Below are 22,247 nucleotides of genomic sequence, written 5' to 3'. Positions count from 1 at the left end.
AGATATATTCGCGATCTCCGAAGTGTCAACTCATCGTATCCGGCCGGTCACCAAGGGCCTCGGCGGGCCGATCGTCGTGGACGACGAACTCCGAGCCCGATCCGTCGGCGTTGATCCACAGCACCCACATGTGCGGGCGATCAGCGCCCGAGGTGCTGCCCATCGGTCACTGCCCGGCGAACCAGCCGGGCACGTCGAGGCGGAAGACGTCCGGCGGCGTCACCTTGCGCAGGTCGGCCTCCAGGGCGCGCAGGCGCTCCTCGCCCAGCTCGCCGGCCCAGCGGCGGCGCAGGTCGTCGAAGATGCGGGCCGAGCGCTCCAGCACGTCGAACCCGCGCGCGGTGAGCCGCACGATCTTGCGCCGCGTGTCGCGGGGGTCGGTGGCGCGCTCGACGTAGCCGAGGCGCTCCAGCGTCTCGACGGTCTTGCCCGCCGCCTGCTTGGAGACCCCGAGCGTACGGCCCAGCTCCACGGCGGTGTCCCCGCCGCGCATGATCGCCTGGAGCACGAACCCGTGCATGGGGCGCGCGTCGGGGTGCCCCTGCCGGGCGAGCTCGGCGTGCAGCTCGTCGATGAGGACACGGAAGGCGAGGAAGAGCCGGAGCGGCAGCTCGAAGCCGGGCGGATCACTTGACACGATAGACAACCTGATTGACTATATGGACAACGACGTTGACCATCTTAGGAGACGCGACCATGCCTGTCATCCGTGCCGCCGAGGCCCGCCGTACCGCCACGCCCAACGCCGCCATGACCACCTTCGCCTCGCCCACCCTGGGCGGCGCCGGGCAGGTCCTGTGGCGCGTGGACATGGAGCCGGGGCGCCAGGGCCCCCCGCACGCCTTCGAGACCGAGCAGATCTGGACCCTGCTGGAGGGCGGCGCCACCGTCGACCTGGACGGAGAGAAGATCGACCTCTCCGCCGGCGACACCGTCGTCATGCCGGCGGACGTGCCCCGGCAGGTGTCCGCCGACGCGCGGACCGGGTTCACCGCCATCGTCACCGCGCCCCCGGGCGGCCGGGCCTACAACCCGGACGGCGTCACGGCCGGCGCGTGCGAGCTGGCCCCCAGGGACGACGAGCGGGTCCTGCCGCCCTGGATCAGGTGAGGGAGGTGCAGAGGCGGGGGACCGCGACGCCGATCGGCTCGTCGACCACCTCGTCGGCCAGGTCGTCGTAGGGCGTCGGCTCGCCGTTCACGATCACCAGCCGGGCGCCCGCGTCGACCGCGACGCGGACCAGGGAGGCGGCCGGCTGCACCTGGAGCGAGGTCCCGACCGCGAGGAACAGCTCGCACTTCTCGGCCGCCTCGACCGCCCTGCCGAGCACGGTCAGGTCGAGGGACTGGCCGAACATCACGGTGGCCGTCTTCAGGATGCCGCCGCAGCCGCGGCAGGCGGGGTCGTCCTCCCCGGCCAGGACCCGGTCGATCGCCTCCCGGGTGGTCGAGCGGGCGCCGCACTCCGTGCAGACCGCGCCGAACATGTTGCCGTGCAGCTCCAGCACCCGCTCCGGCGGGGAGCCGGCCCGCTGGTGCAGGCCGTCGACGTTCTGGGTGACGATCCAGGCGTCCGGCAGGGCCGCGAGCGCGCGGTGCGCCGCGTTCGGCTCTGCCGTCCAGGCCGGGCTCTCGTGCCGGAACAGCCAGGAGCGCCGCCGGATGTCCGGGTCGGCCAGGTAGAAGTCGTAGGTGACCAGTTTCTCGTAGCCGGGATCCCTGTTCCACAGCCCGCCCGGACCGCGGTAGTCGGGGATCCCCGACTCCGTGGAGATCCCCGCACCGGTCAGCACCGTCACCGTCGTCATGCCGGTGATCGTAGACGGCGCCCCCGGGGCTCGCGGGGCGTCCGGGTCAGGAGCGCACGCCCGCCAGAGCCGAGGCGCGGCCGACCAGGATCCGGACCGCGTCGCCGAACATCGCGAACGCCGGGTTGGTGGTCTGCCCCGCCCGGTAGCGGAACCAGATCTGCTGCGCGATCACCGCCAGCCGGAACAGGCCGAACACCTCGTAGAACGTCCAGTCCCCCATCTTCAGGCCGGTCCGCGCCAGATAGCGCTCCACGAACTGCTCGCGGGTCGGCATGCCGGGCAGGTGGGTGGGCTGGCGGCGCAGGAGGGCGTAGAGCTCGTCGTCGTCCGCGGTGATCCAGTAGGCCATGGAGGAGCCCAGCTCCATCAGCGGGTCGCCGATGGTGGCCATCTCCCAGTCCAGGACGCCCACGATGCGCGCCGGGCCGCTCATGTCCAGGACGAGGTTGTCGAGCTTCCAGTCGTTGTGGATCAGCCGCAGGGCGGCGTCCTCGGGCCGGCGCCCGTCCAGCCAGGCCATCACCGCCTCGCCGTCGGGGACGTCGTCGGTCAGCGCGCCGCGGTAGCGCCGGGACCAGCCCTCCACCTGGCGGCGCACGTAGCCCGGCCCCTTGCCCAGTTCGGCCAGGCCGGCCGCCCCGGGGTCCACGGTGTGCAGGTCGGCCAGGGTGTCGATCACGGTGTGGCCCAGGGCCCGCGCCTCGTCCGGCCCGAGCGTCATCCCCGGCGGGAGCTCGCTGCGCAGGACCGTGCCCTTCAGGCGCTCCATCACGTAGAACTCACCGCCCAGCACCCCGGGGTCGTCGCAGAAGCCGACCATCTGCGGGACCGCACCGAAGTGGGGCCGCAGCCGCTGCTGCACGGTGAACTCGCGCCGCATGTCGTGCGCGGAGGCGGCCTTGTGCCCGCGCGGCGGCCTGCGCATGACCAGGTCGCGGTCGGCGTAGCTCAGCAGGTACGTCAGGTTCGACACCCCGCCCCGGAACTGCCGTACCCGCGGCGGCCCGTCCAGGCCCGCCACCCGGTCCGTCAGCCAGGCGTGCAGGGCGGCGACGTCGAACGCGTCCTCCTCGCGGACCTCTCCGGCATCCAACGTGACTCCTTAGGTGAGACGAGAGGAACATACTAAACGGTCGGTATGTATCGGCACGGGTCACCCTCCGGTGACCGGGCCACACCCGCCACCCGTCCGACCGTCACCCTCCGTCATCCTTCGGCCATCGATGGAAGGCCGGGAAACCGCGTCGGGATAGCGACATGCGGCAGTAAATCCTGCCTAATGCCCGGTGTGTCCGTAGCGCCCCATGGGGACGAGAAATAGAGATTCTCGTGGTCTGTACCAATTAGCCGGACGGATCCCTGATTCCGCCGTGACCTGCACGGACAGGTCGCACAACGCCCCCGCACGGGCAGGCGACACGTCCTGCCCGGCGGAGGTCCGCGAGCCGAGACGAGACGGGACGCCCGGCGCCCCGCCGTCCGGCGGCCGTGAGAAGACCGTCACCGCGACGGCCATGAGGCAACGAGTTCAGGAGGACACCAGTGATCAAGCGTGGTAAGCCCACCAAGAACGGGCAGGTCAAACTCACCTTCATCCTGCCGGCCGACCAGGTGCGCGGTCACGTCTCCCTCGTCGGGGACTTCAACGGCTGGAACCCCTACGCCCACCCGATGCGCCGTGGCGACGACGGGACCCACCAGGTCACCGTCACCGTCCCCGCGCAGCGGGGCATCTGCTTCCGCTACCTCGCCGAGGGCGGCGTCTGGTTCGACGACCCCGACGCCGACCACCACGACGAGCACGGCGGGCACCTCCGTCCGGCGGGCCCGCGCGACCACCGCGTCGAGATCACCCGGGCGGCCGTGCTGGAGGACCACCGGGAGCAGCCGCTCACGGCCGCCCGGTAGCGCGGCCCGATAGCGCGAGAGCCCGCCGTCCCCGTCCACGGGGGCGGCGGCCCCCGAAAGACCCCTGAGAAGACCCTCGAGAAGACCGACCGAAGAAGACCGACCGAAGAAGACCACCCGTACAAGACGGCAGCCGGCATCGGGCCGCCCGGCGCGGCCCTGCGGCGATCCACCCCCCGGAGCCGTCGTCCCGGCCCGTGGGCCGTACCCGGCGGGGCTCACCGCCCCGGGCGGAGACGGAGCCGCGGACGGCCGGGCTTCCGAAGAACCAACTGTCAACGTTTCCGGGGAGATGCGATGAGCTGTCGTAAGGCGAGCGTGGCCCTTCTGGCCGCCGTGGTGGCGTGCACGGCGCTGGCCGGATGCATGCCGTGGGGTGACGACGAGCCGGAGAAGAAGATCGGGGCCGCCGCGGACAAGGCACAGGGCGGCAAGGCCGACCAGGCGGCCGCCCGCAAGGAGAAGACGGCCAGGGCCGCCAAGGTCAAGGCCAACGAGCTGGGCCAGATCCCCGTCCTCATGTACCACCGGGTGGTGGACAAGCCGACCGCCCCCGACGACCGCACGCCCAAGCAGTTCCGCGCGGAGCTGGAGCGGCTGGCCGCCGAGGGCTACGTCCCCATCACCGCCGCCGAGTACGTCCGCGGGCGCATCGGCATCCCGGCGGGCAAGCACCCCGTCGTCCTGACCTTCGACGACGCCTCCCCCGCCCAGCTCACCCTCGACGGGTCGGGCAGGCCCATGCCGGACACCGCCGTCGCCATCCTGCAGGACGTCGCCAAACGGCACCCGGGCTTCCGGCCGGTCGGCACCTTCTACGTGACGAGCGACCTGTTCGGCAAGACCAGGCCGGAGGAGCAGACGCAGATGCTCACCTGGCTGCGGGAGAACGGCTTCGACGTCGGCAACCACACCTACGGCCACCGCAACCTCCTCGGCATGTCCAAGAAGGAGGCGATGACCGAGATCGCCAGGGGCCACGATCTGATCATCAAGCTGATCAACACCGAGCCGGCGTCGCTGGCGCTGCCGTACGGCAACCAGCCGAGCACGCCGTCGTGGGCGCTCAAGGGCAACTCGGGTGACATCGCCTACACCTACGGCGGCGTCTTCCGCGCCGGGTACACCCCGGCGGCCTCGCCCTTCAGCAAGGACTTCGACCCGGTCGATCTGCCGCGCATCCGCTCGATGGACAAGGTCAAGAAGGACGAGTGCCACCGCTTCTGCTCGACCGCCTGGCTCGACTGGCTGAAGGCCAACCCCGACGAGCGCTACACCTCCGACGGCGACGTCGGGACGGTCGCCTACGCCAAGTTCAAGGCCCCGTTCATGGCCCCGCGCTTCGCGCCCTACGCTCTTCCCTACTGACGGTTCCCCAGTAGCCGGCGCACCGGGCCGGGAAGAGGTGGCGAGCATGGTCTCCGAGTTGTTCGACCCGCAGGCGTGGCGGGAGGTCGAGGGCTTCGGCTTCACCGACATCACCTACCACCGGGCCGTCGACCAGGGGACGGTGCGCATCGCCTTCAACCGGCCCGAGGTGCGCAACGCGTTCCGCCCGCAGACCGTGGACGAGCTCTACCGGGCCTTCGACCACGCCCGGATGAGCTCCGACGTGGGCTGCGTGCTGCTCACCGGGAACGGGCCCTCGCCGAAGGACGGCGGGTGGGCGTTCTGCTCGGGCGGCGACCAGCGCATCCGCGGGCGCGACGGCTACAAGTACGCCGAGAACGGCCAGGTCGACCCGGCGCGGGCCGGCCGCCTGCACATCCTCGAGGTCCAGCGGCTGATCCGCTTCATGCCGAAGGTCGTCATCTGCGTGGTGCCGGGCTGGGCCGCGGGCGGCGGGCACAGCCTGCACGTCGTGTCCGACCTGACCCTCGCCAGCCGGGAGCACGCCCGGTTCAAGCAGACCGACGCCGACGTGGCCAGCTTCGACGGCGGGTACGGCTCGGCCTACCTGGCCCGCCAGGTAGGCCAGAAGTTCGCCCGCGAGATCTTCTTCCTCGGTGACACCTACACCGCCGAGGACGCCCACCGGATGGGCATGGTCAACGCCGTCGTGCCGCACGCGGAGCTGGAGAGGACCGCGCTGGAGTGGGCGCGGAAGGTCAACGGCAAGAGCCCGATGGCGCAGCGCATGCTGAAGTACGCCTTCAACCTGGCCGACGACGGCATGGTCGGCCAGCAGCTCTTCGCCGGCGAGGCCACCCGGCTGGCCTACATGACCGAGGAGGCGGTCGAGGGCCGCGACTCCTTCCTGCAGAAGCGCGACCCCGACTGGAGCCCCTTCCCCTGGTACTTCTAGGCCCGCGCCGTACGGCAGGCTTGGGGGCGTGTCGAAGCTCGGACGGCGGGTCGCGTCGGCGGCGGAGGCCGCGCTCGCCCAGCGCAGGTACGTGACCGCGATCGACGTGCTGACCGGACTGGGCTGGCTGCGCGCCCGGCAGGTCGACCTCTGGCGGCAGGGCAGGGCGGCCGCCCTGGAGGAGCTGGCCGCCGTGGACGGCGCGCGGATGACCGACGCGGTGGCGGCGCTGCGGGAGTGGGCCGCCGAGCGGGGGCTCGTCCCGAGCGAGACCCCGTACGTGTCGGCGTCCCGCGACCGGGCGCCGCTGAGGTTCCTGGCCGGCGGGGACTCCGCCGGGGACGAGGACGCCTTCCGGGTGCACTGGATCTCGCCGGACATGAGCGAGGCCCGGCGCAGACAGCTGGCCGAGCGGCAGGCCAAGGCCCCCGACCTGGTGGCCGTCGAGGCGGAGCGGCCGTGGGAGTGCGCCGGCTGCCGCGGCACCGGTCCCTACCTGATCATGGAGGACGGCGAGCCGCACTGCCTGACCTGCGCGGACCTGGACCACCTGGTCCTCCTGCCCGCGGGGAACGCCGCACTCAGCCGCCGGGCCAAGAAGGAGAGCGGGCTGGCCGCCGTGGTCGTCCGCTTCAACGCCCGGCGCAAGCGGTACGAGCGGCGGGGCGTCCTGGTCGAGGAGGCGGCGCTGGCCCGGGCCGAGGAGCAGTGCCTGGCCGACGAGGAGGTACGGCTGCGCCGCCGCGAGCGCGACCGGGAGCGCCGGGCCGACGAGGACCTCCGCTTCCAGGCGCGGATGGCCGAGGAGATCGTCCGGATGTTCCCCGGCTGCCCGCCGGAGCGGGCCGGGGAGATCGCCCGGCACGCCGCGCAGCGCGGCAGCGGCCGGGTGGGCCGTACGGCCGCGGCCAAGGTCCTCGACGCGAACGCGGTCACCCTGGCCGTGGTCGCCTCGGTCCGGCATCTCGACACCGACTACGACCGGCTGCTGATGGCCGGGGTGCCCCGGGCCGAGGCGCGGGACCGGATCCGGGACGGCGTGGAGCGGGTGCTCACCGCCTGGCGCGCACCGGCCGGCGGGAGGACCGGCTGACCTCCGCCGGGCGACCGGGGCCCGCCGGACGGGCTCATCGGCGGCACGGAGTCCGGGCGCGGCCTCCGGGTGACGGGGAACGACGGGTGACGGGGAACGACGGGTGACGGGGAACGACGGGAAAACGTCGGGCCCCGCGCCCACAATGGGCGGCATGGAGAAATGGCGTCAGGTCCGCGAGACACTGCGCGAGTTCGCGCTCCGTTTCCCCGGGGCCTACGAGGACCACCCCTGGGACGAGACGGTCGTCAAGGTCAACAAGAAGATCTTCGTCTTCCTCGGCGTCGAGGAGCCGACCGAGAAGTGGAGCCCGAGCCTCGGGGTGAAGCTCCCGGAGTCGAACGGTCACGCGCTGGCCCTCGACGGCGTCCGCCCCTCCGGCTACGGGCTCGGCAAGGCCGGCTGGGTGACGGTCCCGCTGACGGGCCCGCTCCCGGAGACCGAGCTGCTGCTCGAGTGGATCGAGGAGAGCTACCGGGCCGTGGCCCCCAAGAAGCTCGTCGCCGCGCTGGACGCGCCGGACGACTGATCTCCGGGCCTCGGGCATCGGCCGTGCCGCCCCCGCTGTGGCCACCGCCCCGGCCCGATCGGGAACACGCGCGCCGTCCGGGCCAGGAGAGGGCCCGTCGGCCCGTACCGGCCGAAAGTACCGTCTCGTTCCGCGTTCTCCACACTTTCCGCCGATACGGGGGCGGGCCGGAGTCCGCAGGATCGGGCCCATGTCACCTGAAACGCTCCCCCCGGCGCCGGAGGCCGGGGGACCGGAGCGGCCCGGGACGACCTCCTCCGGCCGGCCACGTGTCGCCGCGCTCGACGTGCTGCGCGGCTTCGCCCTCTGCGGGATCCTGCTCGCCAACGTCAAGCCGATCGCCCACCTGGGCGGCACCGCGCCGGTCACAGAGTCCGCGGTGGCCGCCCAGGACGGCGCCTGGCTGGGGCTCCTCGTCGACCAGCGCTTCTTCCCGATCTTCTCCCTGCTGTTCGGCGTCGGTTTCTCGCTGCTGCTGGACTCCGCGGGACATCGCGTGCCGCGCCCGCGGGTGGCGCTGCTGCGCCGGCTCCTGGTCCTGCTCGCGCTGGGCCTGACCCACATGTTCCTGCTGTGGCGGGGCGACATCCTGACCGTCTACGCCGTCGTCGGCCTGCTGGTGCTGCTGCCCTCGACCTGGCTGCCGCGCCGGGTCGTCGCGGGGCTCGCCGCCGTCCTCATCGCGGCGCCGCCGATCCTCGGCGGCAACGGTGTTCCACTGGTGCCGGGGCTGTTCCTGCTGGGCTCGGCGCTGACCCGGTACGGCGTGGTCGACCGGTTGGAGCACTCCGTCCGCGTCCCCGCCGTACTGGGCCTGGCCTTCGCGGCGGGGGCGGTGCCCGCCCTGTGGCTGCAGGTCGGGACGCCGGTGGGCGGGGCGGCCTTCAACCTCTGGTTCGCCCTCGCCGGGCTGCTGATCGCGGGCGTCTACGTGTGCGCCCTGCTGCTCCTGCTCGCGACCCCGCTCCGGCCCGCGCTGGAGAAGGTCTTCGCCCCGCTGGGCCGGATGGCGCTGACCAACTACCTGTCCGCCACCGTCCTCGTCCTGGTGGCCGCCCGCGTCGTCGGCGGTTCCCCGGACGGCTGGTCGTCGGCCACGGTGCTCCTGATCACGGGAGGCGTCCTCGTCCCCCAGTGGCTGGTGTCCACGCTCTGGTTGCGCCGCTACCGCCAGGGCCCGCTGGAGTGGCTCTGGCGCTGGGCCACCTGGGCCCGCCGCCCGCCCCTGCTCCGCGCCCCCTGACCGCCGGGTCCGTCCCCGGCCCGTCAGGGCGTGCCGGGCGGGCGGGCGGCCAGGATGCGGGTGAGCAGGCCGGTCAGGTGCTCCCGTTCGGCGGCCTCCAGCGGGGCGAACCACTCCTGCTCCCGTCTGGTCTGCTCGGCGAAGGCCTCGCGCACGGCCGCCTCGCCCGCGACGGTCAGCACGACCTCCACGGCCCGGCCGTCCTCCGGCACCCGGCGCCGCTCGACCAGGCCGTCGCGCTCCAGGGTGTTGACCGCGTTGGTCACCGCCGAGCGGGACATGGCCGAGATCTCGGCGAGCCGGGCGGGCTGGGCGGGGCCGAGCAGCCAGAGCTTGAACATCAGCCGGAAGCCCGGGAGCGTCCAGCCGCGCGGGCGGTGGATGCGGGTCTCCAGGTCGGTCACGAGCAGGTAGGCCAGCTGGAGCAGGTTGTAGGCGAGCGCGAACGCCTCGGCGTCGGCCGGGGGCGGCAGGGCCGCCAGGCGCTCGCGCGCGAACTCGGCGTACCGGACGTCGGCCCGTGCTCCGGACTGGACGGCCCGTGCTCCGGACCGGACTCCGGCCCGGAGTTCCGCCCACAGCTCCTCGGCCCGGGGACGCGCGCCGGGGTCCCGGGCGTCCTCCCCGGGGCGGGTCCGGGGATCGCGCTCTCCCGTACCGGCCCGCGCGCCGGGACCCGGGTCCCCTGCTCGGGGCGCCTGGGAGTCCGTGCGGGGATCTGCGCCGGGGCCGGGTCTGCTCACCGGTCAAGTCTTGCGCAGCGGGACACTCGCCGTGAATATTGTTTCGGCCGTAACAATCTCCCGTCACGGCCGCGAGAACAGCCGGGAGGCGCCCGTGCGCATCGTCATCGCCGGAGCCGGGATCGGCGGCCTGGCCGCCGCGCTCAGCCTGCACGCCGCCGGGTTCGAGGACGTGACCGTCCACGAGGCCGTGCCGGAGATCCGCCCGCTGGGCGTGGGCGTCAACCTCCTGCCGCACGCCGTACGGGAGCTGACCGAGCTCGGCCTCGCCGACCGGCTCGCGGCGATCGGCGTCGCCACCGCCGAGCTGGCCTACTTCAACCGGTACGGCACGCCGATCTGGTCCGAACCCCGGGGTCTGGCCGCCGGCTACGCCTGGCCGCAGTACTCCGTCCACCGCGGGCGCCTGCAGCTGCTCCTGCTGGAGGCGGTCACCGAGCGGCTGGGCCCGCACGCCGTGCGGACCGGGAGCAGGATCACCGGCCCCGGCGACGAGGACCTGCTCATCGGCGCGGACGGCATCCACTCGGCGGTCCGCGCCCGCCTCCACCCCGGCGAGGGGCCGCCGCCGTGGAACGGCCTGGTCCTGTGGCGCGGCACCACGTACGGCGAGCCGTTCCTGACCGGTCGATCCATGATCATGGCCGGGGACGGCACGCAGAAGTTCGTCGCCTACCCGATCGAGACCGGCGGGCGCACGCTCATCAACTGGATCGCCGAGCGGCCCCTGGACGGCGAGGCCCCCGACCGGGGGAACTGGAACCGCCCGGCGGACCCGGCCGAGATCGTCCGGCACTTCGCGGACTGGCGCTTCGACTGGCTGGACGTGCCGGGCGTCATCGCCGGGGCCGGGGCCGCCTACGAGTACCCGATGGTCGACCGCGACCCGCTGCCCCGCTGGACCTTCGGGAACGTCACCCTGCTGGGCGACGCGGCCCACGCGATGTACCCGATCGGCTCCAACGGAGCCTCCCAGGCGATCATCGACGCCCGGGTGCTGGCGCACTCCCTCGCCCGCGGGGACCTGGCCTCCTACGAGGAGCAGCGCCGGCCCGCCGCCACCGCCCTGCAGCTGTCGAACCGCCGGATGGGTCCCGAGGTCGTCATGAAGCTCGCCCACGAGCGGGCGCCCGGCGGCTTCGACGACATCGAGGAGATCGTCCCGTACGCGGAGCGCGCCGAGATCGCCGCCTCCTACAAGCGCACGGCGGGCTTCGACCCGGCCTCCCTCAACGAGCGCCCCTCCTGGAGCGTCACCCGGCGCTTCTCCCCGCGCCCCTCCCCGCGCCCCTCCCCGCGCCCCTCCGGCGCGCACCGCCCCGGCGCCTCCTCCGGGTGAGCCCCACTCGCCCTGGCCGCCCTCCGACCTCCCCGACCCCCACCCGGAGCGCCACCGACGTGAACCTCGAACCGCTCGCCACGTTCCACGTGGAACTCGACCCGATCCTCGACCTCGGCGACTCGCAGTGGGGCCGCCGCCGCGTCATCAACATCACGGGCGGCTCCTTCACCGGCCCCCGCCTGACGGGGACCGTGCTGCCCGGCGGGGCCGACTGGCAGGTCGTGCACGCCGACGGCATGGCCAGCATCGACACCCGCTACACGCTGCGCACCCACGACGGGGCGCACCTGTACATCTCCACCAGCGGCCTGCGGCACGGCCCCGCCCAGGTCCTCGGCCGCCTGGCCCGGGGCGAGGAGGTGGACCCCTCGGAGTACTACTTCAGGCTGTTCTGCCGCTTCGAGACCGGCGACGAGCGCTACCTGTGGCTCAACCGCACGCTGGCCGTGGCCTCCGGCGCCCGCACCCCCGGCGCCGTCCGCTACGACGCCTACACGCTGACCTGACGTACGGCCCCGGCCACCCGCCCTTCCCCCGAGGAGCCCCATGCCTAAGCTCGACCGCACCCCGCTGGCGATCACCGCCGAGCACGACGTGCCCATGCCGATGCGCGACGGCACCGTCCTGCGCGGCGACGTCCACCGCCCGGCCGAGGGCGGGCCGTTCCGCACGCTGCTGGTCCGCACGCCGTACGGCGAGGGCACGTTCCGGTCGGTGCCGGTGCGGTCCGCGCTGCAGGCCGGGTTCGCGGTGGTGCTGCAGCACTGCCGGGGGCGCGGGAGCAGCGACGGCGAGTTCCGGCCCTGGCTGGACGAGGGCGCCGACGGCCACGACACGATCGCCTGGATCACCGCGCAACCCTGGTCGGACGGCGAGGTCGTGATGAGCGGCATGTCCTACCTGGCCGGATGCGCGCTGCAGGCGGCGGCCACCCGGCCGCCGGGGCTGAGGGCGGTGGTCGCCTCGGTGACGCCGCACGACTTCCACGACGGGCTGAAGTACCACGGCGGGGCGTTCGCGCTGGGCTCGGCGCTGAACTGGGGCGCGCTGCAGGCGATGCTCGGGCTGGTGCACGCCGCGGAGGCGGGCGAGGACGCCGGCGCCGGGTTCGGCGCGCTGCTGCCCGTGCTGGGCGACCAGGACGCGGCGGCGCGCACGCTCCCGGTGCGCGACGTCCCGGGCATCCCGTGGTGGCGCGACTGGACCGGCCACCCCGAGCGCGACGCGTACTGGCAGGAACTGGCCGAGACCCTCCGGCACGACCGGATCGAGGTGCCGGTCATGCACGTCGCGGGCTGGTTCGACCTGTTCCTGGCCGGCACGCTGGAGAACCACCGCCGCCTGGGCGGCCCGCTGGTCATCGGCCCCTGGACCCACCTGGGGCTGGGGGGTTCCGCCGCCGGGCGGCTGGACTTCGGGTCCGGCGCCTCCGGGCAGGCGATCCGGCTGGAGCAGCGGCAGCTGGCCTTCCTCAGCGGCGAGGACACCGGGCCCGCCGTGCAGATCTTCGTGATGGGCGAGAACGTCTGGCGGGCCGAGGAGTCCTGGCCACTGGAACGGGCCGTGCCCACCCGCTACCACCTGCACGCCGACGGCCTGCTCTCCCCGGCCCCGCCCGCGGCGGCCGAGCCGGCCGCGTTCACCTTCGACCCGCGCGACCCGGTCCCCACGACCGGCGGCCCGACCCTGCTGTCCGACTCCGCCAACACCGGCCCCCAGGACCAGCGCGACGTGGAGCTCCGCCCCGACGTGCTCTGCTACACCACAGAGGTGCTCGGCGCGGACGTCGAGGTGACCGGCCCGGTCACGGTGACCCTGCACGCCGGGACCTCGGCGGCCTCCACCGACTGGACGGCCAAGCTCGTGGACGTGCATCCCGACGGGCGGGCGATGAGCGTGGTCGACGGCATCGTCCGGGCGTGGGAGTCCTCCGGCACGTTCGAGATCGACCTGGTCGCCACCAGCCAGGTCTTCAGGGCCGGGCACCGCATCCGGGTGGAGGTCTCCAGCTCGAACTTCCCCCGCTTCGACCGCAACCCCGGCACCGGCCGGCCCGCCGCCGAGGCGGCCGAGGCCGACCTGGTCGTCCAGCACCAGAAGGTCTTCCCCGACTCCTACATCACGCTCCCGATCGTCCCGCGCTGATCGCCCCGGACCGACCCGTGCTGATCGCCCCGGACCGCCGGGCGCCGGGCCCTCCCCGGGCCGCCCGTCCCCGTCCCGGGCGGCCCGGGGATCCGGAGCGGGCCCCGCCGGTCAGGTGACGGCGAGCCGCCGCCGGTAGCGCTCGTCGCGCCAGAGCTCCTTGCCGAGCACCTCGGCCAGCGTGACCGCCGCGTCGTGGACGTCCACGTGGCGGAGGTAGAGCGGGGCGAAGCCGAAGCGGAGCACGTCGGGGGCGCGGAAGTCCCCGTGCACGCCCCGGTCGATCAGCGCGCGCATGACCGGGTAGCCGTCCGGGTGGGTGAAGCTCACCTGGCTGCCCCGGCGCTCCGGGTCGCGGGAGGTGACCAGGGTGAGCCCGTACGGCTCGCACAGCTCCTCCACCAGGTCGATGAAGAGGGACGTGAGCGCCACGCTCTTGGCCCGCACCTGTGCCATGTCCACCCGCTCCCAGATGTCCAGCGAGGCGTTCAGGGCGGCGAAGGAGAGCACGTGCGGGGTGCTCACCGCGAAGCGGCGCACGCCCTCGGCCGGGCGGTAGCCGGGCTCGAACGCGAACGGCGCGGCGTGGCCGTGCCAGCCGGTCAGCAGGTGCCGGGCCTCCGCCTGGTGGCGGGGGTGGACGTAGACGAACGCCGGGGCGCCGGGGCCGCCGTTGAGGTATTTGTAGGTGCAGCCGACCGCGAAGTCGGCCGGGGACATGTCCACCTGGTAGGCGCCGGCGCTGTGGCACAGGTCCCAGATCATCAGCGCGCCGGCCGCCTGGACCCGGGCGGTCACCTCGGCGGTGTCGTGGCGGTCGCCGGTCCGGTAGTCGACCTCCGACAGCAGCACGCAGGCCACGTCCCCCGGCGCGAGCGCCTCGTCGAGGCCGTCGGCGCCGCGCACGTCGCGGATCTCGTAGCCGCCCAGCGCCTCGGTGAGCCCCTGGACCATGTAGCGGTCGGTCGGGAAGTTCTCCAGGTCGGAGACGACCACCCGGCGGCCGGGGCGCAGGCCGAACGCGGCGGAGACGGCCTTGACGATCCCGATCGAGGTGGTGTCGCCCACCACCACCTGATCGGGACCCGCGCCGATCAGCGGGGCGATCCGGTCTCCGGTGGAGGTCGGCAGGTCGAACCAGCCGTCGGCGTTCCAGGCGCCGACCAGGCGGCCGCCCCACTCCTGCTCCACGGTCCGCAGCAGCGCCGCCGAGGCGCGCTTCGGCGGCGCGCCGAGCGAGTTGCCGACCAGGTAGATCGTGCCCTCGGGCAGGGTGAACTCGTCCCGCAGGCCCTTCAGGGGGTCGTCGGCGTCGAGGGCGGCACAGTCCGCACGACTGATCGTCATGAATCATCTCCAGGTTGGATCCTTACCAACCCGTCCATAATCCGGCACATGGGCAGATGTCCGCTACCAGGCGACATGCGGCTTTCCATATGGCTTGCCGCTGTCCGCCCGGCCCTCCGGCCAACCGGCCAACCGGCGTCCGGCTCACGCGGCGCTCTTCGCCCTGGCCTCCTCCGCCGCGATCAGGGCGCCGGCGTGCTCGGCCGTGCTCCTGGCCCAGGGGCCCGTGGTGACGGCGCCGAGGACGAGCACGGCGGCCCCGCAGCCGGTGATGATCCACCATGACGCGTGCGCGGCGCCGGTGAACCCCGGGCCCGCGGCGACGGCCCCGCCCACCCCGGCGGCGATCACCGAGCCGATGACGGCGACGCCCAGCACCTGCCCGACCTGGCGGCTGGTGGAGGCGATCCCCGCCGCCACCCCGGCCTGGGAGGCGGGCATCCCGGAGACCGCCGTGTCGGTGACGGGCGCGTTGAGCAGCCCCATGCCGACCCCGAACAGGACGAAGGAGACGAGCAGCAGCACGTCGTGGATCCCGTCCCCCGCCCCCCGGACCCCGGCCCCGGTCACCGCGGGCAGCGCCCCGCCCAGCGTCATCGCCGCCCCCGCCGCCAGCAGCGACGGGCGCGCGCCCCGGGCGGCGACCAGCCGGCCCGCGAGCGGGGAGGACAGCAGCATCGTCAGCGCCATCGGCAGCAGGTACAGCCCGGCGTGCAGGGCGGACATGCCGCGCACGTCCTGCAGGTAGAGGGTGTTGAGGAACAGGAAACCGCCGAGCGCGGCGAACCCGCACACCGCGATCGCCGAGGCCCCGCTGAACGGTGCGCTGCGGAAGAACCTCGGGTCGATCAGGGGGTCCTCGCGGCGCCGCTCGTAGAGCACGAGCCCGGCCAGGGCGCAGCCGGCGACCACGAGGCAGCCGGTGATCAGGGGGGAGGTCCAGCCGAGGGCGGGCGCTTCGATGATCCCGAAGGTGAGCGGACCGAGCAGCAGGACCACCAGGACCTGCCCGACGGGGTCGATCCGCCGCGCCCGGGCGGCCCTCGACTCCGGGACGAAGAGCGCGGTGAGGACCAGGGCCGCCACGCCCACCGGAAGGTTGATCAGGAAGACGGAGCGCCAGCCGACCGTGTCCACGAGCAGGCCGCCGACCAGCGGTCCGGCGGCCATGCTGATGCCGACCACCGACCCCCAGAAGCCGATCGCGCGGGCGCGCTCCCGGGGGTCGGTGAAGGTGTTGGTGATGATCGACATGGCCACCGGGTTGAGCATCGACCCGCCGACCGCCTGCACCATGCGGAAGGCCACCAGCCAGCCGAGGCTCGGCGCGAGGCTGCACAGCACCGAGCCCGCGGTGAACACCACCAGGCCGGTCTGGAAGACGCGGCGGCGCCCGACCCGGTCGGCGGTCGATCCGGCGAGCATCAGCAGCGAGGCCAGGACGAGGATGTAGGCGTCGATCGTCCACTGCAGGCCGGAGACGGAGGCGCCGAGCTCCCGCCGGATGGCCGGGAGGGCGACGTTGAGGATGGTGGTGTCGAGGCTCACGATCAGCAGGCTCATGCAGCAGATCGCCAGCACGCCCATGCGCCGCCGGTAGGTGAGCTCGGCTGTCAAGGTGCCCCCGGGTGGTCGTCGGCGGAACGTGCTCCGCACGGAGGTGAAACTCCACTTTTCCCCGTGCACCACGCGTATCACTCGCTGACGGGGAACGGATGCCGGGGACGGCTGTTCCACTGTTCTACCCTGGCCGTTGAAATCAAGATCCAGGAGGGCCCCGTGGAAGCTCGGACCGAGAAGGTCACCGTCGCCGACGGCTCGTTCGACCTGCACCTGTGGCTCCCGGCGAGCGGTCGCGGCCCGGCCGTCCTGCTGGTCCAGGAGATCTTCGGGGTCGGGCCGTACATCAGGAAGGTCGCCGAGGACCTGGCCGCGCTGGGCTACGTGGTTGGGGCGCCGGACCTGTTCTGGCGGATCGAGCCGGGCTGGGAGGCCGAGCACACCGAGGCCGGGACCCTGGCCTCCATGGAGGTCGCCTCCCGCCTCGACTTCACCCACGCGGTCTCCGACGCCGCCATGGCGCTGGCGCACCTGCGGGCGCTGCCGGAGGCCACCGGCCGGAGCGGGGTGCTCGGGTTCTGCCTGGGCGGCTCGATCGCCTACGTCCTGGCCGCCTCGGTGGAGACGGACGCGCTGCTGTCGTTCTACGGCTCCGGCGTGCCGGACGCCGTCGGGCTGATGGAGAAGATCTCCTGCCCGGCGCTGCTCGTCTTCGGCGGCAACGACCCCTACATCCCCCGCGACCAGGTCGCCAAGGTCGAGGGGGCCGCCTCGGTGCGGCCGAACGTCGAGATGTACGTCGCGGAGGAGGCGGGGCACGCCTTCCACAACCACGAGGCGGCGCAGTTCCACCACCCGGAGGCCGCCCGGGCCGTCTGGGCCCACACGGCGGCCTTCCTCGCCCGCCACCTCCCCGTCACCTGACGGCCCGGCCCACCCCCGCCGCCTTCCCGTCACCCGGCGGCCCGGCCCGCTCCTGTCACGTGACCGCCCCGGCGCGCTCCCGCCGCCCTCCCGGCATCATGTCCCCATGCGGCAGACCTGGGACGCATGGGGACATGTCATCATCACGGCGCTCGCCTCCGTTCCGGCGGTCGTGCTCGCCGCGCTCCTCCTGGCCCGGCTCCGCCGCCGCGGCGGGCATCCGGCCCCCTGGCGCACGGCCGCCGCCGACGTGGCCATGGCGGCCGGCACGGCCCCCTGGCTCTGGATGATCCTCACCCCGGGGAACGGGCAGGGCGTCGCCCTCGTCCCGCTGGCCGACCTGGTCCGGCAGCTCGCGCACCTGCCACCGCAGGGGGCGCTCGTGCAGGTCGGCGGGAACCTCTTAGTCTTCGCCGCGCTCGGCGCGCTGCTCCCGGTCCGCTCGCCCCGCCTGGCCTCGCTCCGCGCGGTCGCGGCCGTCACCGCCACCGCCTCCACGACCGTCGAGCTCCTCCAGTACGGCCTCCGCCTGGGCCGGGTGAGCTCCGTCGACGACGTGATCGTCAACACCACGGGCGCCGTGCTCGCCGCCCTCGCCACCCGCCGGTGGTGGGCCCGCCGGCACCCGGACCGTGGATAGCGGTCAGGACCGTTCCACCGAAAAGGACAAAGAAAACCCCCGGAGATCACCACACGGGCACGATCCACCCAAAAGAATCCCGGTACCAACCTCTGTATCTGTGCGATCGTGGACAAGGCGGGGCAAGTTCTCTGGAGACGCCAAACCCGGTTGGTGACAGAGGGTGATCAAACGTGCAGCAGTCCCCGGTACCCCCCGAGACCCCGATCTATCGGCGCATCGCCGACGGGCTCCGCGAAGCGATCCTGTCCGGCGAGCTCCGGGACGGGGATCGGCTCCCGGGCGAGAACGCCCTCATGGCGCAGTACGGCATCGCCCGTGCGACCGCCAGGCAGGCGCTCTCGGTGCTCATCAACGAAGGACTGGCCGTGCCCAGGCGCGGCTCGGGGGTCTACGTCCGGCAGTTCCGGCCCATCCGGCGGCACGGCTCCCGGCGGCTCTCCCACGGGCACTGGGGCCGGGGCCGGGCCATCTGGGACGCCGACACCGAGGGCCGGCCGTACACCGTGGACGAGGTCCACGTGGACCGCGAGACCGCGGAGGAGGAGATCGCCCGCGTGCTGGGCGGGCCCGACGTCTGGGTGCGGCGGCGGCGCTACTCGGTGGACGGGCGGCCGGTGCAGCTCTCGGTCTCCTACTTCCCCGCCGGCCTGGTGGAGGGCACCCCGATCGTGGCGGAGGACACCGGCCCCGGCGGCGTCTACGCCCGCCTGCGCGAGCTCGGCAGCGCACCGGCCCGCTTCACCGAGGAGGTACGGGCCCGGATGCCGCACCCGCACGAGACCGTCCAGCTCGACCTGCCCGCGGGCACCCCGGTCATCGTGATCATGCGTACCGCCCACACCGCCGAGGGCACCCCCGTCGAGGTCAACGAGATGGTCCTCGACGCCGCCTCATATGTACTCCAGTACGACTTCGACGCATAGATCAAGCCCGGCTGTCAACCGGTAGGTTGACCTGACCTTCGCGATCATTGATTTCTCTAGAGAAGTGCCGCACCGTCTGAAGGTGGAACGTCACAGCGGTACCGGGCTCGGGGAAGGGTGCGTGGATGTCTTTCGACCGGCATCTGGCGGAGATAGCCCGGGAGTTTCCCGCCTGGACGATCTGGCGGAGCGACGCGGGGCGGTGGTGGGCCACCCGCCACCACCCGCTGAGCTCCGCCCAGCGCGAGGCCGGCTGCGCGATGACCGTCGACGCGGACGACCCGGAAGGACTGCGCGGGCAGTTGCGTGAGCAGGAGGAGCTCTTCGGCGGGACCTCTGCCTGATGGATCACCCGGTGAGCGGTCACCGGACCCTGGTCGCGGAAGCCCTCGACCCTATCGGGGGCGAGGGCTTCCGCTCCTTCTCCGGACTCCCGCGCACGGCTCGCGTGCGACCGCTGCGTGCGGCCCCTACGACCCCTACGCGGCCTCTGCGACCACTGCGTGCGGCCTCTACGACCCCTACGCGGCCTCTGCGACCTCTACGTGCGGCCTCTACGTGCGGCCTCTGCGACCTCTACGTGCGGCCTCTGCGCGCGGCCTCTACGTGCGGACGGCGAGTTCGCCGTCCCCCTCCCGCGCCGGCCCGCTACCGGGAGCGGGTCCGGAGCCCTGCCCGGACTCCGGACCGGAGTCCTGACCGGAGTCCGGCGCGGTGCCGTCGGAGGCCACGGCGTGGCGCCCCTGGCGCGGGCGCCGCTCGTCGTCCTCGTGCTCCGGCCGCGCCTCTCCGATCTCGTCCTCGACGATCACCCGGAGCGCGTCGACGTCGTCCTCGGAGACGGAGGCGGAGGCGGGTCCGGGGTCGGCGTCCGGGCCGGGCCGCTGCGGCGCGGAGGCGGCGGGTCCGGCCTCCGCGCCGGGGGACACGGCGCCCACGGCGGGGAACACGGGAAGCACGTTGACGGGCCCGGCCGCCGCGGGGGCGCCGGAGGGCGCGGCGGGGGCCGGGGGCACGACCGCGGCCTCGTCGATCAGCGGGCCGGCGGCGCTCTCCCGCTGGAGGAGGTCGCCGAGGACCGAGCCCATCTCGTTGAGGCGGCGCATGACCTCACGGTGGGTCTCGGTGAGGTAGGCGACCCGGCGGCCGGTGCTCTCGTCGAGGATCGCGGCGCGCTGCTGGGCGGCGCTCAGCGTGGCGTGGGCCTCGGCCGTGGCCGAGGACACGGCCGACTCCGCCTCGGCCCGCGCGCGGGACAGGGTGGACTCCGCCTCCGACCGGGCGCTCTCCAGCGTGCGCTCGGCCTCGCTCCTCGCCGAGCCGATCGTCCGCTCCGCCTCGGTCCGCGCGCGGTTCAGCGTGAACTCCGCCTCGGCCCGCGCCCGGTTGAGAGTCTCCTCGGCCTCGGCGCGCGCCGTGCCCAGCTTCTCCTCGGCGTCCCCGTCCGCCTGGGCGAGCAACCGCTCGGCGTTCGCGGTGGCGTCCGTGATCCGGCGCTCGGCCTCCTGCTGCGCGGCCGTCAGGATGCCCTCGGCCCGCTCCTGGGCGGTGCCGACCAGCCGCTCCGCCTCGGCCGCCGCCTCGTCCCGCAGACGGGCGGCCTCCGCCTCGGCGACCTCCCGCTTGGCCGCCGCCTCCTCCTCGGCGAGCTTCAGGATCTGGCTGAGCCGCTGGCCGAGCTCGTCGTAGTCCTGGGGCGCCTCGGAGAGCCTGCGCCGGGCCTCGGCGAGCTCCAGCCGGCTCTGCTCCGCCTGGTCGATCGCCCGCGCGACCCGCTCCTCCAGGTCGCGGATCTGGTTGCGCGTGCGGATCATGTAGTCGTGCACCTGGCGGCGGCTGTAGCCCCGCATGACGACCTCGAACGAGTCCTCATGCATCAGGTCGGGAAAACTCTCGTGCTGGTTCGTCATCGTGCTGCCCAAGGAGGTTGCGTGGCGGAAAAGGAGACGTCAGACATGACTCTGCTGCCAACCACCCGCAATCGCAACCGGAACCGCGACATGCTTACGGAAATACCGGACAGCCGCGCGGCCCGTAACATCCACTCCATGAGCCTCACGCCGCACATCGCCGCCCTGGACGGGGGCGCCGCCCCGGACATCCATCCCGACGCCTACATCGCGCCCGGCGCGGTGGTCGTGGGCCGCGTACGGCTCGGCCGCGCGGCGAACGTCTGGTACGGCTCCGTCCTGCGCGGCGACGACGAGGCGATCGAGGTCGGCGAGGAGTGCAACATCCAGGACCTGTGCTGCCTGCACGCCGACCCCGGCGAGCCCGCCGTGCTGGAGCCCCGGGTCAGCCTCGGCCACAAGGCCATGGTGCACGGCGCGCACGTCGAGACCGGGGCGCTGATCGGGATCGGCGCGATCGTGCTCGGCGGGGCGCGGATCGGGGCGGGCACGCTCGTCGCGGCGGGCGCCCTGGTCGCGCCCGGCAAGCGGATCCCGGCGGGGGTCCTGGTGGCGGGCGTCCCGGGGAAGATCGTCCGGGAGCTCACCGACGACGACCGCGCCTCCTTCGCCCGCACCCCGGACAACTACACGGCCAAGGCCGCCCGGCACCGCGCCGCCACCCCGCTGCCCGCCGTACCGGGGGCCTGACGCCTCCCCGTCTCCGGGATCCGCCGTCTCCGGGATCCGCGCCGCGCCCGCCGGTACCATGACGCGGTGCGGCACTGGGACGGTTTCGACGCCATCGAGGGGGACGTGCGCGCCGTGGTCGCCGACCCCCGGTGGCCGTCGCTCCCACCGCTCGCGCGCGCCCAGGCGGTCGCGTTGCGCACCCTGGTCACCCCGGACGGCGGCCGGTGGTTGTTCGGCGCGCACGCGCGGTGGTACCGGCAGGATCCGGCCGACGGCCGCTGGTTCCCGTCGCCGCCGCCCGCCGAGCCGGCGCTGCGGGCCTCCGCGCACGTGGTGCACGCCACCTCGGTGCTCCCGTTCCACCTCGTCCCGGACGGTCCGGACTTCACCGCGGACCGGGGGTCGGTCCAGGCGTTCGTCGGCCCGGACGTGCCGCACCACGTCACCGGGCGGATCCGCGAACTGCTCGCCGCCCAGCGGGGCAGGCGTCCGGAGGACTTCCCGCTGCACGGGGCGTTCGCCGGGCTCTTCGCGCCCGAGGTCGCCGGCACGGTCGCCGCGGTCTGGGGGACGCTCATGTGGTGCGCCTACGCGCCCGCCTTCGACGGCAACGAGGTGCTGCTGTCGATGTTCGGCGAGTTCCTGGCGCGCCCGCTCCCGGGCGACGAGTGGGTCCGCTGGCTGCCGCCCGCCCGCCTCGGCGACCTGGCCGCCCTGTACGGCGAGCGCGTGCGGGCGGGCCATCCCGAGGCGGGGCGGCGGCTGGTGGCGGTGATGGCGGGCACCGCCCAGGCCGTCCTGTCCGACCCCCGTTTCCGGCCCAGGGCCCGGGCGCTGCTGGCCATGGTCGAGCCGGTCCTGCACCGGACCGGCGACGACACCGCCGCGGCCCACCGGGGCGACGAGGACCTGCGGCGGGCGTGGCTGGCGCGCCGCCCGCCCCACCCGCTCCTGGCGGAGGAGGCGCCCGGCGAGCACTTCCAGCACGTCTTCTACGACCTGGTCCAGACGCTGGGCTTCGTCGCCGCCCGGGGCGCCGATCCCCGGGCGGTGGCGGTCGCCCTGCTCGCCGCCGACCTGGAGGCCCACGCGGACGCCGGGTTCTTTCATCTGCGCATCCACACCGACCGCCTGAGCCCGGACGCCGCCG

Annotated in this window: 24 protein-coding genes; 16 read left to right on the top strand and 8 right to left on the bottom strand. The window is 73.7% G+C overall.

Annotated elements, in window-relative coordinates:
* Positions 1-25 precede the first annotated feature (25 nt).
* Entirely contained in the window at positions 26-163 is a 138-nt protein-coding gene (locus tag ACFOWE_RS03480) for a hypothetical protein (RefSeq protein ID WP_377285295.1), read from the bottom strand.
* Between the two features lie 3 nt (positions 164-166).
* On the bottom strand, positions 167-637 hold the full coding sequence (locus ACFOWE_RS03475; RefSeq protein ID WP_377285293.1) for a MarR family winged helix-turn-helix transcriptional regulator: 471 nt from the start codon (positions 635-637) through the stop codon (positions 167-169).
* A gap of 59 nt (positions 638-696) precedes the next feature.
* Here ACFOWE_RS03475 and ACFOWE_RS03470 point away from each other — a divergent pair, with 59 nt between their 5' ends.
* Positions 697-1,110 (top strand): cupin domain-containing protein, encoded by a 414-nt coding sequence (locus tag ACFOWE_RS03470; RefSeq protein WP_377285292.1) that lies wholly within the window; start codon positions 697-699, stop codon positions 1,108-1,110.
* Here ACFOWE_RS03470 and ACFOWE_RS03465 read toward each other — a convergent pair.
* Together ACFOWE_RS03465 and ACFOWE_RS03460 are read right to left on the bottom strand one after the other, a co-directional pair.
* Positions 1,103-1,807, bottom strand: coding sequence for an SIR2 family NAD-dependent protein deacylase (locus ACFOWE_RS03465; RefSeq protein ID WP_377285291.1), 705 nt, complete (start codon positions 1,805-1,807; stop codon positions 1,103-1,105). The genes ACFOWE_RS03470 and ACFOWE_RS03465 overlap by 8 nt on opposite strands.
* A 46-nt stretch (positions 1,808-1,853) precedes the next feature.
* Positions 1,854-2,903, bottom strand: coding sequence for a phosphotransferase family protein (locus ACFOWE_RS03460; RefSeq protein ID WP_377285290.1), 1,050 nt, complete (start codon positions 2,901-2,903; stop codon positions 1,854-1,856).
* Positions 2,904-3,352: 449 nt separating this feature from the next.
* Between ACFOWE_RS03460 and ACFOWE_RS03455 the strand changes: the two genes are divergently transcribed.
* The 6 genes from ACFOWE_RS03455 to ACFOWE_RS03430 all read left to right on the top strand — a co-directional run bounded on the left by ACFOWE_RS03455 (position 3,353) and on the right by ACFOWE_RS03430 (position 8,888).
* Positions 3,353-3,718 carry an isoamylase early set domain-containing protein gene (locus tag ACFOWE_RS03455; protein ID WP_377285289.1) on the top strand — a complete coding sequence of 122 codons (366 nt, stop codon included), beginning with the start codon at positions 3,353-3,355 and terminating at the stop codon, positions 3,716-3,718.
* 297 nt (positions 3,719-4,015) lie between these two features.
* On the top strand, positions 4,016-5,086 hold the full coding sequence (locus ACFOWE_RS03450) for a polysaccharide deacetylase family protein (protein WP_377285288.1): 1,071 nt from the start codon (positions 4,016-4,018) through the stop codon (positions 5,084-5,086).
* Positions 5,087-5,132: 46 nt separating this feature from the next.
* Positions 5,133-6,023: a 1,4-dihydroxy-2-naphthoyl-CoA synthase gene (locus tag ACFOWE_RS03445; protein ID WP_377285287.1), complete on the top strand. Its 891-nt coding sequence runs from the start codon at positions 5,133-5,135 to the stop codon at positions 6,021-6,023.
* A 28-nt stretch (positions 6,024-6,051) separates the two neighbouring features.
* A complete protein-coding gene (locus tag ACFOWE_RS03440; RefSeq protein ID WP_377285285.1) occupies positions 6,052-7,116 on the top strand; it encodes a DUF2293 domain-containing protein in 1,065 nt (354 codons plus the stop codon).
* Positions 7,117-7,270: 154 nt separating this feature from the next.
* Positions 7,271-7,645 (top strand): MmcQ/YjbR family DNA-binding protein, encoded by a 375-nt coding sequence (locus tag ACFOWE_RS03435; RefSeq protein WP_377285284.1) that lies wholly within the window; start codon positions 7,271-7,273, stop codon positions 7,643-7,645.
* Between the two features lie 190 nt (positions 7,646-7,835).
* Positions 7,836-8,888 (top strand): DUF418 domain-containing protein, encoded by a 1,053-nt coding sequence (locus ACFOWE_RS03430; protein WP_377285282.1) that lies wholly within the window; start codon positions 7,836-7,838, stop codon positions 8,886-8,888.
* Between the two features lie 23 nt (positions 8,889-8,911).
* Here ACFOWE_RS03430 and ACFOWE_RS03425 read toward each other — a convergent pair whose 3' ends face one another.
* A complete protein-coding gene (locus tag ACFOWE_RS03425; protein WP_377285281.1) occupies positions 8,912-9,631 on the bottom strand; it encodes a MarR family winged helix-turn-helix transcriptional regulator in 720 nt (239 codons plus the stop codon).
* A gap of 94 nt (positions 9,632-9,725) precedes the next feature.
* Here ACFOWE_RS03425 and ACFOWE_RS03420 point away from each other — a divergent pair, with 94 nt between their 5' ends.
* From ACFOWE_RS03420 to ACFOWE_RS03410, 3 genes are read left to right on the top strand one after another with little or no spacing between them, the layout of a single operon-like run.
* Complete coding sequence (locus tag ACFOWE_RS03420; protein WP_377285280.1) at positions 9,726-10,970, top strand: flavin-dependent oxidoreductase; 1,245 nt, start codon at positions 9,726-9,728, stop codon at positions 10,968-10,970.
* Between the two features lie 59 nt (positions 10,971-11,029).
* Entirely contained in the window at positions 11,030-11,479 is a 450-nt protein-coding gene (locus ACFOWE_RS03415; RefSeq protein WP_377285279.1) for a DUF3237 domain-containing protein, read from the top strand.
* Between the two features lie 40 nt (positions 11,480-11,519).
* On the top strand, positions 11,520-13,118 hold the full coding sequence (locus ACFOWE_RS03410; RefSeq protein WP_377285278.1) for a CocE/NonD family hydrolase: 1,599 nt from the start codon (positions 11,520-11,522) through the stop codon (positions 13,116-13,118).
* 111 nt (positions 13,119-13,229) lie between these two features.
* Here the strand turns inward: ACFOWE_RS03410 and kynU are convergent, their stop codons facing one another.
* A complete protein-coding gene (kynU, locus tag ACFOWE_RS03405; RefSeq protein ID WP_377285277.1) occupies positions 13,230-14,465 on the bottom strand; it encodes a kynureninase in 1,236 nt (411 codons plus the stop codon).
* Positions 14,466-14,609: 144 nt separating this feature from the next.
* The gene (locus tag ACFOWE_RS03400) at positions 14,610-16,082 is read right to left on the bottom strand and encodes an MFS transporter (protein ID WP_377285276.1); all 1,473 of its coding nucleotides are present in this window, start codon (positions 16,080-16,082) and stop codon (positions 14,610-14,612) included.
* Positions 16,083-16,244: 162 nt separating this feature from the next.
* Between ACFOWE_RS03400 and ACFOWE_RS03395 the strand changes: the two genes are divergently transcribed.
* From ACFOWE_RS03395 to ACFOWE_RS03380, 4 genes are all read left to right on the top strand, one after another.
* On the top strand, positions 16,245-16,949 hold the full coding sequence (locus ACFOWE_RS03395) for a dienelactone hydrolase family protein (protein WP_377285274.1): 705 nt from the start codon (positions 16,245-16,247) through the stop codon (positions 16,947-16,949).
* A 106-nt stretch (positions 16,950-17,055) separates the two neighbouring features.
* The gene (locus ACFOWE_RS03390) at positions 17,056-17,589 is read left to right on the top strand and encodes a VanZ family protein (RefSeq protein ID WP_377285273.1); all 534 of its coding nucleotides are present in this window, start codon (positions 17,056-17,058) and stop codon (positions 17,587-17,589) included.
* A 173-nt stretch (positions 17,590-17,762) separates the two neighbouring features.
* Positions 17,763-18,515 carry a GntR family transcriptional regulator gene (locus ACFOWE_RS03385; RefSeq protein WP_377285272.1) on the top strand — a complete coding sequence of 251 codons (753 nt, stop codon included), beginning with the start codon at positions 17,763-17,765 and terminating at the stop codon, positions 18,513-18,515.
* Positions 18,516-18,640: 125 nt separating this feature from the next.
* Positions 18,641-18,859 (top strand): hypothetical protein, encoded by a 219-nt coding sequence (locus tag ACFOWE_RS03380; RefSeq protein WP_377285271.1) that lies wholly within the window; start codon positions 18,641-18,643, stop codon positions 18,857-18,859.
* A gap of 258 nt (positions 18,860-19,117) precedes the next feature.
* On the opposite strand, the gene ACFOWE_RS03375 is transcribed toward ACFOWE_RS03380, so the two are convergent.
* Positions 19,118-20,437, bottom strand: coding sequence for a DivIVA domain-containing protein (locus tag ACFOWE_RS03375; RefSeq protein WP_377285270.1), 1,320 nt, complete (start codon positions 20,435-20,437; stop codon positions 19,118-19,120).
* Positions 20,438-20,563: 126 nt separating this feature from the next.
* Between ACFOWE_RS03375 and ACFOWE_RS03370 the strand changes: the two genes are divergently transcribed.
* The gene (locus ACFOWE_RS03370) at positions 20,564-21,115 is read left to right on the top strand and encodes a gamma carbonic anhydrase family protein (RefSeq protein ID WP_377285269.1); all 552 of its coding nucleotides are present in this window, start codon (positions 20,564-20,566) and stop codon (positions 21,113-21,115) included.
* Positions 21,116-21,181: 66 nt separating this feature from the next.
* On the top strand, positions 21,182-22,247 hold a 1,066-nt coding region (locus tag ACFOWE_RS03365; protein ID WP_377285268.1), incomplete at its 3' end, for a hypothetical protein.

Source organism: Planomonospora corallina, assembly GCF_042650625.1.
Classification (GTDB): Bacteria; Actinomycetota; Actinomycetes; order Streptosporangiales; family Streptosporangiaceae; genus Planomonospora_B; species Planomonospora_B corallina.
This window is presented reverse-complemented; position numbering and strand designations above follow the sequence as displayed.